At 36.6% G+C, this 12,094-nt stretch carries 13 protein-coding genes and 1 tRNA gene; 7 read left to right on the forward strand and 7 right to left on the reverse strand.

The features are described from left to right. Window position 1 precedes the first annotated feature (1 nt). The 5 genes from J3U42_RS04710 (at window position 2) to J3U42_RS04730 (ending at window position 4,235) form a co-directional block, all read left to right on the forward strand. Window positions 2–778 carry a methyltransferase domain-containing protein gene (locus J3U42_RS04710; protein WP_267329737.1) on the forward strand — a complete coding sequence of 259 codons (777 nt, stop codon included), beginning with the start codon at window positions 2–4 and terminating at the stop codon, window positions 776–778. 262 nt (window positions 779–1,040) lie between these two features. Then, window positions 1,041–1,967: an ADP-glyceromanno-heptose 6-epimerase gene (gene rfaD / locus J3U42_RS04715; RefSeq protein ID WP_267329736.1), complete on the forward strand. Its 927-nt coding sequence runs from the start codon at window positions 1,041–1,043 to the stop codon at window positions 1,965–1,967. An 11-nt stretch (window positions 1,968–1,978) separates the two neighbouring features. Continuing rightward, entirely contained in the window at window positions 1,979–3,025 is a 1,047-nt protein-coding gene (rfaF, locus tag J3U42_RS04720) for an ADP-heptose--LPS heptosyltransferase RfaF (protein WP_267335782.1), read from the forward strand. 2 nt (window positions 3,026–3,027) lie between these two features. Continuing rightward, window positions 3,028–3,990, forward strand: coding sequence for a lipopolysaccharide heptosyltransferase RfaC (rfaC, locus tag J3U42_RS04725; protein WP_267335784.1), 963 nt, complete (start codon window positions 3,028–3,030; stop codon window positions 3,988–3,990). Between the two features lie 44 nt (window positions 3,991–4,034). Next, window positions 4,035–4,235: a YaeP family protein gene (locus tag J3U42_RS04730; protein WP_220219407.1), complete on the forward strand. Its 201-nt coding sequence runs from the start codon at window positions 4,035–4,037 to the stop codon at window positions 4,233–4,235. On the opposite strand, the gene J3U42_RS04735 is transcribed toward J3U42_RS04730, so the two are convergent. The 3 genes from J3U42_RS04735 to trmA form a co-directional block, all read right to left on the reverse strand. Next, the gene (locus J3U42_RS04735; protein WP_220219406.1) at window positions 4,228–5,631 is read right to left on the reverse strand and encodes a heavy metal sensor histidine kinase; all 1,404 of its coding nucleotides are present in this window, start codon (window positions 5,629–5,631) and stop codon (window positions 4,228–4,230) included. The genes J3U42_RS04730 and J3U42_RS04735 overlap by 8 nt on opposite strands. Beyond that, window positions 5,618–6,304, reverse strand: coding sequence for a heavy metal response regulator transcription factor (locus J3U42_RS04740; RefSeq protein WP_220219405.1), 687 nt, complete (start codon window positions 6,302–6,304; stop codon window positions 5,618–5,620). Before J3U42_RS04740 ends, J3U42_RS04735 begins: the two co-directional genes overlap by 14 nt. A gap of 358 nt (window positions 6,305–6,662) precedes the next feature. Then, entirely contained in the window at window positions 6,663–7,763 is a 1,101-nt protein-coding gene (trmA, locus tag J3U42_RS04745) for a tRNA (uridine(54)-C5)-methyltransferase TrmA (protein ID WP_267329733.1), read from the reverse strand. 409 nt (window positions 7,764–8,172) lie between these two features. Here trmA and srmB point away from each other — a divergent pair, with 409 nt between their 5' ends. Then, entirely contained in the window at window positions 8,173–9,486 is a 1,314-nt protein-coding gene (gene srmB / locus J3U42_RS04750; RefSeq protein WP_267335786.1) for an ATP-dependent RNA helicase SrmB, read from the forward strand. Between the two features lie 119 nt (window positions 9,487–9,605). Continuing rightward, on the forward strand, window positions 9,606–10,208 hold the full coding sequence (locus tag J3U42_RS04755; protein ID WP_267329732.1) for a peroxiredoxin C: 603 nt from the start codon (window positions 9,606–9,608) through the stop codon (window positions 10,206–10,208). Between the two features lie 166 nt (window positions 10,209–10,374). On the opposite strand, the gene J3U42_RS04760 is transcribed toward J3U42_RS04755, so the two are convergent. The 4 genes from J3U42_RS04760 to J3U42_RS04775 all read right to left on the reverse strand — a co-directional run bounded on the left by J3U42_RS04760 (window position 10,375) and on the right by J3U42_RS04775 (window position 11,883). Continuing rightward, complete coding sequence (locus J3U42_RS04760) at window positions 10,375–10,707, reverse strand: DMT family transporter (RefSeq protein WP_220219401.1); 333 nt, start codon at window positions 10,705–10,707, stop codon at window positions 10,375–10,377. Window positions 10,708–10,820: 113 nt separating this feature from the next. After that, window positions 10,821–10,896: transfer RNA gene (locus J3U42_RS04765), tRNA-Lys, on the reverse strand. A 216-nt stretch (window positions 10,897–11,112) separates the two neighbouring features. Then, window positions 11,113–11,427 (reverse strand): DMT family transporter, encoded by a 315-nt coding sequence (locus J3U42_RS04770; RefSeq protein ID WP_220219400.1) that lies wholly within the window; start codon window positions 11,425–11,427, stop codon window positions 11,113–11,115. A 132-nt stretch (window positions 11,428–11,559) separates the two neighbouring features. Continuing rightward, a complete protein-coding gene (locus J3U42_RS04775; RefSeq protein ID WP_220219399.1) occupies window positions 11,560–11,883 on the reverse strand; it encodes a DMT family transporter in 324 nt (107 codons plus the stop codon). Window positions 11,884–12,094 lie beyond the last annotated feature (211 nt).

Consider the following 12,094-nt stretch of genomic DNA (forward strand, 5'->3'; position numbering starts at 1 on the left):
TATGAATAAGCAAGATCGAAATTTTGACGATATCAGTGCTAAATTCGCACAAAATATTTATGGTACAACTAAAGGTAAAATACGTGAGGCGATAGTCTGGCAAGAACTTGAACAGATCTTAGCAGACTGTAGTGTTAAAAAACCATTAAAGATCCTTGATGCTGGTGGTGGGCAGGGACAAATTGCTTGTAAGCTTGCCAGACTGGGGCATCAAATTACCTTGTGTGACATTTCAGCGCAGATGCTTGAACAGACAAAACAAACCGCGATAGCGGAAAACTTACCGATAACGTGTATACATAGTGCCATACAAACGCTTGACCAAGTGACAGATGAACAATTTGATCTAGTGATTTGCCATGCAGTTTTAGAATGGGTAGCTGAGCCAATAACTGTCATTAACGCCTTAAAGAGACATTTAAAAGCTGATGGTTACTTATCGTTAATGTTTTATAATTATGATGCACTGTTATTTAAAACGGTGACACTGGGTAATTTTGGTTATACTCAAGCAGGTTTAGCTAAACGCAAAAAAAAGACCTTATCGCCGGATTTTCCAAGAAAGCCAACTGAAGTTTATACCTGGTTAACCGATCTTAACTTTACCATAACAAATAAAATCGGCATCCGGGTTTTTCATGATTATTTAATCAATAAAAGCAAGTCTGAAACACACTTTGACCAACTATTAGCGCTTGAAAAACAGTATTGTCAAACCGAACCCTATCTTAGTTTAGCAAGATACATTTTATTAACTGCAAAACATAATAATGAGTAATTTCAATAAAAGAGAGAGTTTTAAACGACAATCTCTTTACCCAACCCATTTTTCTACATTGCATCTATTTTTGATAAACATCGCTAAAAGCATGAATTAATCGATATAAAAAATAGCAATTAACCGCTTACTACCAAACAATGGTAATTAATTATTCTCAAAACGGATAAAAAACAATATGCATCTAAATGAACACTCGAAAATTTTGTCATAAATCGGTATTATAGAGGCATTAAATTTAATTCGTTTAAAGGTAGTAATTATGATTGTTGTCACTGGCGGTGCAGGTTTTATTGGAAGCAATATTGTTAAAGGTTTAAATAGTATTGGACATAAAGATATTTTAGTTGTCGATGACTTAACTGACGGAACTAAATTTGCAAACTTAGCTGATTTAGACATCGCTGATTACATGGACAAAGATGAGTTTATTTCTGCAATCATCTCTAATGAAAATCTTGATATCGATGTTATTTTTCATCAAGGCGCTTGCTCAGCAACCACTGAGTGGGACGGAAAATTCATGATGGAAAATAATTACAGCTATTCCAAAGATCTCTTACACTACTGTTTAGATTTCAATATCCCATTCCTTTATGCTTCATCAGCGGCAACTTATGGCGGTCGTAGTGATAACTTTATTGAAGAGCGAGCCTACGAAAAACCACTCAATGTATATGGTTACTCTAAATTTTTATTTGACCAATATGTCAGAGAGATTTTACCGCAAGCCACATCGCAAGTTTGTGGTTTTCGCTATTTCAATGTTTACGGACCGCGTGAAACTCATAAAGGCAGTATGGCAAGCGTGGCTTTTCATCTCAATGAGCAATTGAAAAAGGGTGAAAAACCAAAACTATTTGCCGGTAGCGATAACTTTAAACGTGACTTCATTTATGTTGGTGATGTGGTTGATGTCAATTTATGGTTCTGGAAAAATCAAGTATCCGGGATTTTCAATTGCGGTACCGGTCAAGCGGAATCTTTCCAAACCGTAGCAGATGCTGTTATGAGTTATCATCAAACAGGCGAAATTGAGTATATTCCCTTCCCTGAGCAGTTAAAAGGACGTTACCAAACCTTTACTCAAGCTGATTTAACTAAATTCCGACAAGCAGGTTGTCAAATAAAATTCAAAACTGTGACCGAAGGCACAACCGAATATATGAAATGGCTCAATGAACAATAAAAAGGAAAAAAATGAAAACTCTCATTATTGGTCCTTCATGGGTTGGCGATATGATGATGTCGCAAAGTTTATATCGAACATTAAAACAGCTTAACCCCGATATTGAAATTGACGTTATGGCACCTTCATGGTGCCGAGCTTTATTAGCTAAAATGCCGGAAGTTAGCCAAGCTATTGCCATGCCGCTAGGTCATGGTGAATTTGCTTTATCTAAGCGTTATCAATTAGGCAAATCGCTACGGGAAAATCATTACCAACAGGCTATCGTTTTACCTAATTCATTTAAATCTGCTTTGATCCCCTATTTTGCCAAAATTCCTAAACGCACAGGCTGGAAAGGTGAAATGCGCTACGGATTACTCAACGATCTTCGTAAATTAAATAAGCAAGCTTATCCGTTAATGGTTGAGCGCTATGTTGCCCTTGCCTATCCAAAGCAAGGGATGCACTCAGCTAAAGATATCCCTCAACCTATACTGTGGCCTAAACTGCATGTCACCATGCCGGAAATTTTAGAAACGTTAACCGCTTTTGATATCCCGCAAGATGCCCCTTTGATAGGTTTTTGTCCTGGGGCTGAATTTGGACCAGCCAAGCGCTGGCCGGATTATCATTATGCAACGCTTGCTGATATGATCGTTAAACAGCATGCTAAAGTGTTAATTTTTGGTTCGGCCAATGATCGCCAAGTCGGTGAACAGATTATGGCAAAGATGACTCACAGCGATCAATGCATTAACCTAGCCGGAAAGACTCAATTAGATCAGGCCATAAATCTAATTGCTGCTTGTAAAGCAGTGGTAACCAATGATTCAGGATTAATGCACGTTGCCGCAGCCCTTGATAGACCGCTTGTAGCGCTGTATGGCCCAAGCAGTCCGGATTTTACGCCACCATTGTCAAATAAGGCTGAAGTGATTCGGTTAATTACCGGTTATCACCGAGTTCGTCGAGGTGATGCGGAACAGGGATATCATCAAAGCTTGATAGATATTAAACCCGATCAAGTGTTTGAAAGTTTAATGAAGCTAATTGTCCGCTGTGAAAAGAGTAATTAATTATGCGTGTACTGGTCGTTAAAACATCTTCAATGGGTGATGTGCTTCACACTTTACCCGCCTTAACCGATGCAGCAAACCATATACCCAATATCACGTTTGATTGGGTTGTTGAGGAAAATTTTGCCCAAATTCCTAGCTGGCATTTTGCGGTTGACACCGTCATACCGGTAGCAATCAGACGCTGGCGAAAGAATTGGTTTTCTCGCCCTGTCCGTAAAGAGCGTCATCAATTTATCCAGCAGCTTCGCCAGCAACAATATGATTGTATCATCGATGCTCAAGGATTAATAAAAAGTGCCTTTTTGATTACTCGTAAAGCCCGTGGAATCAAACATGGCTTAGACCGTCAGAGTATCAAAGAGCCTATTGCCAGTTGGTTTTATGATGTTAAACATCATGTCCCCAAACAGATGCATGCCATTGAGCGAGTTAGGTTACTGTTTGCTAAAAGTTTAAATTATACCTTCCCTAACCACACCGGCGATTATGCTATTGCTCGTCATTTTACTCAGGTGCTACCAGAAGACGCTATGCAATATCTGGTATTTCTCCATGCCACCACTCGTGATGAAAAACATTGGACAGAAGATGCATGGCGAGAATTAATTAAACAAATTGAACCAACCGGATTAACCATTAAACTACCATGGGGTGCGCCGCATGAAGAGCAGCGTGCAATGAGGCTGGCTAAAGGTTTTCAACATGTGCAAGTGTTGCCAAAACTCGCCTTAGATGAAATTGCAACGATCATCGCAGGTGCAAAAGCAGTAGTATCGGTTGATACTGGATTGAGCCATTTAACAGCGGCGTTAGATCGACCCAATATCACCTTATTTGGTCAAACCGATCCTAAGCTAATTGGTGGGTACGGTAAAAATCAACACAGCATAATTTCCGCTGATAAAAGCATGCAAAGCATTACCGCTAATCAAGTTTATGAAAAATTGGCTCACTTTTTATAATCAATGCTTGAAAGACAAATTTACACACTAAAGGATAAAGTTAAATGAATCAGTATCATGAAACAATTCGTCAAAAATATGCACAAATTGGAAGTAACGAACTCGGTTATATTGATGATGCGCTAGGTGCTGTGATGCAAGTTCTTGATGAAGTAGTGCGTAACGAGCACGTTCCCCAAGAATTAAAAGATAAAGCTGCTTATGCAGCAGCTAATCTATTAATTAGTGATTTTGATGTTAAATAGCCGTTGGCAAATTAATCACAAAGCGGGTTGATTGATCGTCCGATTCAACATAAATCGAGCCTTTATGGGTTTCAATAATCGATTTAACAATCGCAAGCCCAATCCCCGCTCCGGATGAATCATTACCACTACGATGACGTGATTCATCCACACGATAAAATCGGTCGAAAAGGTGCGGTAAATGGCGACTGTCGATCTTTTTACCGGGGTTAGAAATAATAATTTTTATTCGCTTTTGCGTCACTTGACTCAAGCTTATTCGGATTGTTTCGTTTTCAGGTGTATAACGAATAGCGTTGGATAGAATATTACTAATCGCTCGCCCTAACATCATCTTATCACCTTGAATATGAGCACACTGACCTTCCAAATCGATAGTGATATTTTTCTCGTCGGTTAACGGTTCAAAGTATTCACACATCATCGTCAACATCTGATGAATATCAATATCGATCAGATTTGGCACTAGTTGGCGGTTATCTGCCTGCGCTAAGAACAGCATATCAGATATCATTTGTGACATTTTTTCATACTCTTCTAAATTAGAGTATAAAATCTCTCGATACTCTTCTGTTGAGCGAGCATTATTTAAAACAATTTGTGTTTGGGTTGTTAAATTAGTAATTGGTGTACGCATCTCATGAGCAATATCTGCTGTGAAATTACGTTGCCGATGAAATACATCTTCCATACGGCTGAGCATCTTATTAAATGCTTTCACTAAACTCACATATTTGGTCGGCACTGAGGCGGTAGAGATTCGATAATTAAGGCTTTTTAAGTTAATTCGCTCAATTTTCTTAATTAATCGGTTAATCGGTTTTTGGGTGTAATAAATAGAGATTAGCGATCCAATTAACGCCAAAACACACGCAATTGCAATAAGTATACCTAAACCAATGCGCAAGCGATAAATAAACTCGAGTTGCAAATCACGCCCAACGGCAACAATGGTGGTAAACTGTTTACCTTCATCTACCATAACCCTCGAAGCAGCAATGCGGTAAGATGATTTATCGACATTCCAAATGGCGGTACTATTTTCGGCAATAATCCGTTCGAATTCACGTTGTGATAAAGCGATTGCCAGATTAGGGCCGCGTGTTCGATAAACAATTTTTCCCGAATCATCTAAAATATAGACAAACAGATGATGATGACCTGTCAAAATTAACAACAGATTTTGGAAAAACTCATCACGATTATCAGCGGGAGAATAGTAAGTCAATTCTCGCTCAACTGAAGTAATAACCGAATTTAATTCAGTCACATTTTGTTGAATCGAAAACTTCTCAAAAGAGCGTTCGATAAGATAACTAAAACAGTAAAGTAGCCCACAAGTAAGTAGGCATACAATAAGTGGTAAGCGAAATGATATAATTTTACTCTGCTTCATCCAATACATCTAATTTATATCCCATTCCACGGACAGTATGAATTAATTTAGGCTCAAAATCGGCATCGATTTTGTTACGTAAACGCCTAATTGCAACATCAATAACATTGGTATCACTATCAAAATTCATGTCCCACACTTGTGAGGCAATAAGCGATCTAGGCAATACCTCGCCCGGATAACGTAAAAAATATTCCAATAGTAAAAACTCTTTATTGGTTAAATCAATTCGTTTATCGCCACGTGTAACGGTTCGTTTAGGTAGGTCCATTACCAAATCAGCAATACTTAATTGATAATTATTCACTTGTGGCACATTACGCCGCAAAAGTGATTTTACCCGAGCTAATAGTTCGGCAAATGAAAAAGGTTTAACTAAATAGTCATCAGCACCTAAATTTAGCCCTTTAACTTTATCTTCAACACTGCCCATGGCAGTTAGTAACATTATTTGAGTATCTTTACCCGCTTCTCGCAATGATTGAACGATTTTCCAACCGACGATATCCGGAAGCATCACATCGAGAATTATTAAATCATAGTCTTCTGTCATTGCTCGATGATAACCATCGAGACCGTTATTAGTCAGATCAACTATAAATCCAGATTCAACTAATCCCTGACGAAGATACTCTCCTGTTTTTTGTTCATCTTCAACAACTAACAATTTCATTTTGAATATTTCCTTTGTTGTTTTATCAGGTTATCGAATTTGCATAATGGGTTATAGGATATATGAAAAACTCAAATGCAATCATGACAATGTAATGACTATTTTGTAATGTTTGTGTCATTAATTCGTTTGTTTGTGTTTGTTATATTAGCACCACAATGATTCATGAGGCTAGACAGTATTGTTTCATTGTTTTATTTCCTTTCATCCATTCCTTGCAATTTAATGCAGCCCTAGTTTATCTAGGGTTTTTTTTTATCTAAAATAGCACTTATCTTAATAAAACAATAAAACAAAACATAAAGAGATTTGAAATCTTGCCTATTTTAACAAGATTTCTGTTTTTTTAATACGAATATCACGACTTTTTATGTAGAACAATACCCGTTTCAACATGATCAGTATAGGGAAACTGATCAAACATCGCAAAATGGGTAATATCGTGCGTTTGTGAAAACTGTTTTAAATTCTCTTTGAGCGTTTGAGGATTGCAAGAAATATAGATGATTTTGTCATAGCTTTTAAGAATAGTAATGGTATCATCATCTAAACCGCTACGAGGCGGATCAACAAGTACCGTATTACACTGATAATCATCAAGATTAATGCCTTTCAAACGATTAAACTCACGCTCTTTCTTAATAGCGCTGGTAAATTCTTGGGCTGACAATCGGACAATTTTCAGATTATCTATATGATTGACTTTAATGTTATGCTGAGCTGAATAAACCGAAGCTTTGGCAATTTCAGTGGCTAAAACCTGACGGAAATTCTGCGCCAACGCAATAGAAAAATTACCATTACCACAATAAAACTCCAGTAAATCACCGGTTGAATTTTTAGTCACCGCTAACGCCCACTCGAGCATTTTAATATTGATTGCCGCATTGGGTTGAGTAAAGCTATTTTCAACTTGTCGATAGGTCAGCGATCGATCTTGCAATGGTAAAACTTCGTCAACATAATCCACATCGAGACAAATTTTTTGATTACTGGCTCGCCCGACTAAATTAGCCTCAATACCTTGTTCGGCTAATTGTTGCTTTAAAAGCTGGGCTTGCGCAAGCCAATTATCATCTAACTTTTTATGATATAAAAGTGTAATTAAAAGCTGACCACTTAAGGTTGAAAAATAATCTATTTGAAACAGCAAATGGCGTAAGGTTTCATTGTGTTTTAAAAGCGGTAAAATCGCTTGCATCGCTTGATTTATCAATACTGTCGCTATCGGGAAAGTATCAATTCGCACCCGTTTTTTGGTCTTTTTATCATACATAATATGATAAAGATCTTCACCATCATGCCATATTCTAAACTCAGCTCGCATACGATAATGACTGACTGGAGAGGAATGAACGACCAATTGAGGAAGGTTAAAATCAGACAATAATGTTGTTAATTGAGTAATTTTATTTTGTAATTGTACTTCGTAATTATCGTTGGTGAAATATTCAGTCATTTTGTTTATCAGATCGTTATAGTAAAAAACAGAGCGTTGATTTTTGGACAACAACATCCAACTAGTAAAGATAAAACTGAACGGTTAAGCATTTAATCAGACAACACAATAAATATTGTTCAAAGCTATACCTTCAAATTTGCCGCACATTCTATCACAAACTCTAAACGATGATAAGTTTCTACTTAAACATATACATTTTCTGAAACTTCTTGACAAAAAATTTAACCATTAATAACAAATCAAAGCTGTATGACAAAAAGTTGAAGTAGTTCATCGATATCCATAACCAACAGATAAACTTTACTAAGCGGTAATTAAATCAAATCAAAATATGTCACATGATAATGATTGTAGTTATAAACATTGTCGCTATAATACTTCTCAAATTTCTGATAAAAAGATAGCTATGACAACACAAACATTTTCCGATCTACAACTTGATGATATTTTAGTGGAGAACTTACAAGCACAAAACATCATCACCCCAACAGTCATTCAAGCGCAAACTATTCCGGCGGCATTAGAAGGCAAAGATATTTTAGGCTCAGCCCCAACCGGTACTGGTAAAACATTAGCTTTTCTCATCCCGGCTGTGCAACATCTATTGGATTTCCCGCGTCGCAAACCTGGGCCACCAAGAATTTTAATCTTAACCCCAACCCGTGAACTTGCCATGCAAATTGCTCAGCAAGCACAAAAACTTACCCAATCAACCCATTTAAGCATCGCAACCATAACCGGTGGTGTCGCTTATATGAACCATGCAGAGATCTTTAGCAAAAATCAAGATATCGTAATAGCAACGACCGGACGACTTTTGCAATATATCAAAGAAGAAAATTTTGATTGTCGTGCGGTTGAAATGCTCATTTTAGATGAAGCTGATCGCATGTTAGATATGGGCTTTTCGCAAGATGTTGAAACCATATCGGCTGAAACACGTTGGCGTAAACAAACCTTACTATTTTCTGCAACACTAGAAGGTAAAGGCTTGTATGACTTTGCTAATCGCATATTAAATAATCCGGTTGAAATCAATGCCGATCCTTCACGCAAAGAGCGCAAAAAAATTCTACAATTTTATTATCGAGCTGATGATTTAACGCATAAAGTGGCGCTATTAACTCATTTGCTTAAACAAGAAGAGTTCAAAAAAACAATTGTTTTTGTGCGCAAACGTGAACGTGTTCATGAATTGGTATCAATGCTACATCAAGCGGGGATCCATAGCTGCTATTTAGAAGGCGAAATGGTGCAAGCAAAGCGTAACGAAGCGATAAAAAGAATCAGCAACAATACTGTTAACGTATTAGTTGCAACCGATGTAGCGGCACGAGGGATTGATATTGATGATATCACGCATGTGATCAACTTTGATGCACCAAAAACAGCCGACGTCTATTTACATCGCATAGGTCGCACAGCTCGTGCCGGCAAAAAAGGCACCGCAATCATGCTAATAGAAGCACACGATAACGAGTTATTACAAAAAATCGAACGCTACATCATTGAACCGATTAAATTAAGAACTATTGACCATTTACGCCCAAAAACTCGTGCGCCTAAACCAGTAACCAAGAAAAAACCTTCGCAGAAGGCAAAATCAAAAAGTATCAGTAAAAAACACGAAGAAACTAACAAGAAAAAGGTAAAACTGCGTCATCGCGATACAAAAAATAAAGGTAAACCGAAAAAATCGATAAAAAAAACCGAACAATAATACCTTTCTTGATAGTTTGTGCTTATGAAATTAATTGCTTATAACAACTGTGACCTCCCCATTAAATTGTTATAATGCATACCAATTAGATTGATATTTGTTTGAAAAGGAGACATTTTATGACATTAGTCACCCGCAAAGCCCCTGATTTTACTTCTGCAGCTGTTTTAGGTTCTGGTGAGATCGTAAATAATTTTAATTTAGCTCAACACATTAATGGAAAATATGCTGTCGTTTTCTTCTGGCCAATGGATTTCACCTTTGTATGCCCTTCTGAAATTATTGCCTTTGATCATCGTTTAGAAGAGTTTAAAAAACGTGGTGTAGAAGTGATTGGTGTATCAATGGACTCTGAGTATGTGCACAATGCATGGCGCAACACGCCACAAGAAAAAGGTGGTATTGGCGAAGTGAAATTCCCTATCGTTGCCGATATTAAACATAGTATTATGCAAGCTTATGGCGTAGAACATCCTGAAGCAGGTGTTGCGCTTCGTGCATCATTCTTTATTGATAAATCGGGTATTGTTCGTCATGAAACTATTAATGATTTACCAATTGGCCGTAACATTGATGAAATGCTACGTATCGTCGATGCTTTCCAATTCCATGAAGAGCACGGTGAAGTATGTCCAGCTCAATGGACTAAAGGCAAACAAGGTATGAAAGCTAATCCAAATGGTGTAGCTAGCTTCTTAAAACAACATGCTAACGAAATTTAAATTAAGCAAATAATCGATTATAACTAGCCTAATTATATTTTGGAAAGCACTTGCCGGAGTTAAACTCCGGCTTTTTTATGTCCTAATACTAATCAACTCAACGAAATATCCCGTCAGATCACATTCAATGAGTATCAAAGCCAGTTATCAAGACTAATTAATAAAATTAATGTCCTGCAACATTAGAAAATAGGTTAATAATAACCACACCAAATATAATAAAGCCCATACCAATTAAAGCCGCCAAATCTAAAGACTGTTTCATAAAGATCCAAGCGATTAAACTGATAATAATAATCCCAATCCCCGACCAAATCGCATAAGCAATCCCAACAGGAATGGTTTTTAAGGCTAAAGAAAGAATATAAAACGAAGCACTATAACCAACAATGGTAATGATTGAATACAGTAAATGAGTAAAACCATTTGACAGTTTTAAGGAAGAAGTTGCAATAACTTCACAAATAATTGCAAAAAAAAGTAATAGATATGAATTCATAATATGACTCATAAGTTAGTTGAAATAAAGAATGAAGACTCGCCACTAATTTTGGTGATAAAAATGATAAATAAAAAACTAAATAATCACTCAATTTAGGAAAAATAGAAATATGGTGGGTTGTGAGGGGATCGAACCCGCGACCAATTGATTAAGAGTCAACTGCTCTACCGACTGAGCTAACAACCCACTAAGACAGTGTGATTATTCTATATAAATTTAGACTGCAATGCAATTAATCAAAAGTTGAAATTAGAAAATAAGTTGATATTGAAAATAAAGAAAATTCAATAAATCAAATCAGCATAATAAAGGCAGAAATTTGGTAAGAATCTTAATGGTTGTATGTTGTATCTAAAATGATCTCGATATTTGATTAATCTCATCAATGTGAATAACGGTATATCACATGGTGAGATGCAAACCAACCACACCAATAATAATAATAGTCAGACCAATTAATCGCTGAATATTTTTAGGCTCATTAAACAAAAACATATTGGCTAACACCGCACCGGAGGTGCCAAGACCGACCCAAACCGGGTAAACGATACTTAAATCCAAATAACGCAACGAAAAATAGAAGAGCGCAAACGAAACAAAAAAGCCGCCCCAATACAGTACAATCCGTAATAAGCTTTTTTGCTGTGAATAGAGTTTGAGCCCAACAGCACCAACTACCTCAAAAATCGATGCAGTAAATATTAATAACCAACCCATAATAAAGTTCCTAATTTAACGCTTTGACTATCTATAAAAACTAATTATCTAAATGCACTTACGGTTTATACGTGTTAACTGTTTGTACCTGTTAACTATATTTACTTATTAACTATTAACTACCATTATATTTTAACTATCAGTACGTTTTAACTGCACAACACCAATAATGATTAATAATACAAAAAACAGTTGAAGAAGATTAAATGTTTGCCCGAAAAGGAGCACATCAATCGCAACCGATCCAATCGCACCCACACCAGAAAAGATTGCATATACAGTGCCGGTTGGTATGGTTTTACACGCTTTAGTCAGACAAGTAAAATCGACAATAATCACTAGCACAATGATGATCCAGTGCCAAAATTCGGTTGCGATAGTAAATCCAAGAACCCAACTCAATTCAAAAAAGCAGGTCAGTATAACGTATACCCACTCTTTATTCCTGCTATGCATAGCTACCTCACTGAAATTTATTACTTTTTCGCTTTGCTTGATTTTCTTTTTTCACCTTAACGCTTTGGATGAAAATAAAAAGACGGTTCGCAAATTAAACAAATTTGCCACCTAAAGATCGTGATGTTTAAAAGTAGAGAAACAACGCAATTTTTTACTAAAACGTAGGTAGTTTCTGAAACATTTTTACAAAAAATTTATTGCAAATTTC

Origin of the sequence: Gilliamella sp. B2923 (genome assembly GCF_026536565.1) — a bacterium.
Taxonomy (GTDB): domain Bacteria; phylum Pseudomonadota; class Gammaproteobacteria; order Enterobacterales; family Orbaceae; genus Gilliamella.

Excerpts from the sequence above, each read along its gene's own strand:
- J3U42_RS04730 (WP_220219407.1), top strand. The coding sequence starts at position 4,035 with ATGAATCAGTATCATGAAACAATTCGTCAAAAATATGCACAAATTGGA.
- J3U42_RS04740 (WP_220219405.1), bottom strand. The coding sequence starts at position 6,304 with ATGAAATTGTTAGTTGTTGAAGATGAACAAAAAACAGGAGAGTATCTT.
- J3U42_RS04755 (WP_267329732.1), top strand. The coding sequence starts at position 9,606 with ATGACATTAGTCACCCGCAAAGCCCCTGATTTTACTTCTGCAGCTGTT.
- srmB (WP_267335786.1), top strand. The coding sequence starts at position 8,173 with ATGACAACACAAACATTTTCCGATCTACAACTTGATGATATTTTAGTG.
- J3U42_RS04760 (WP_220219401.1), bottom strand. The coding sequence starts at position 10,707 with ATGAATTCATATCTATTACTTTTTTTTGCAATTATTTGTGAAGTTATT.
- J3U42_RS04735 (WP_220219406.1), bottom strand. The coding sequence starts at position 5,631 with ATGAAGCAGAGTAAAATTATATCATTTCGCTTACCACTTATTGTATGC.
- rfaD (WP_267329736.1), top strand. The coding sequence starts at position 1,041 with ATGATTGTTGTCACTGGCGGTGCAGGTTTTATTGGAAGCAATATTGTT.
- rfaF (WP_267335782.1), top strand. The coding sequence starts at position 1,979 with ATGAAAACTCTCATTATTGGTCCTTCATGGGTTGGCGATATGATGATG.
- J3U42_RS04770 (WP_220219400.1), bottom strand. The coding sequence starts at position 11,427 with ATGGGTTGGTTATTAATATTTACTGCATCGATTTTTGAGGTAGTTGGT.
- trmA (WP_267329733.1), bottom strand. The coding sequence starts at position 7,763 with ATGACTGAATATTTCACCAACGATAATTACGAAGTACAATTACAAAAT.
- J3U42_RS04775 (WP_220219399.1), bottom strand. The coding sequence starts at position 11,883 with ATGCATAGCAGGAATAAAGAGTGGGTATACGTTATACTGACCTGCTTT.
- rfaC (WP_267335784.1), top strand. The coding sequence starts at position 3,028 with ATGCGTGTACTGGTCGTTAAAACATCTTCAATGGGTGATGTGCTTCAC.
- J3U42_RS04710 (WP_267329737.1), top strand. The coding sequence starts at position 2 with ATGAATAAGCAAGATCGAAATTTTGACGATATCAGTGCTAAATTCGCA.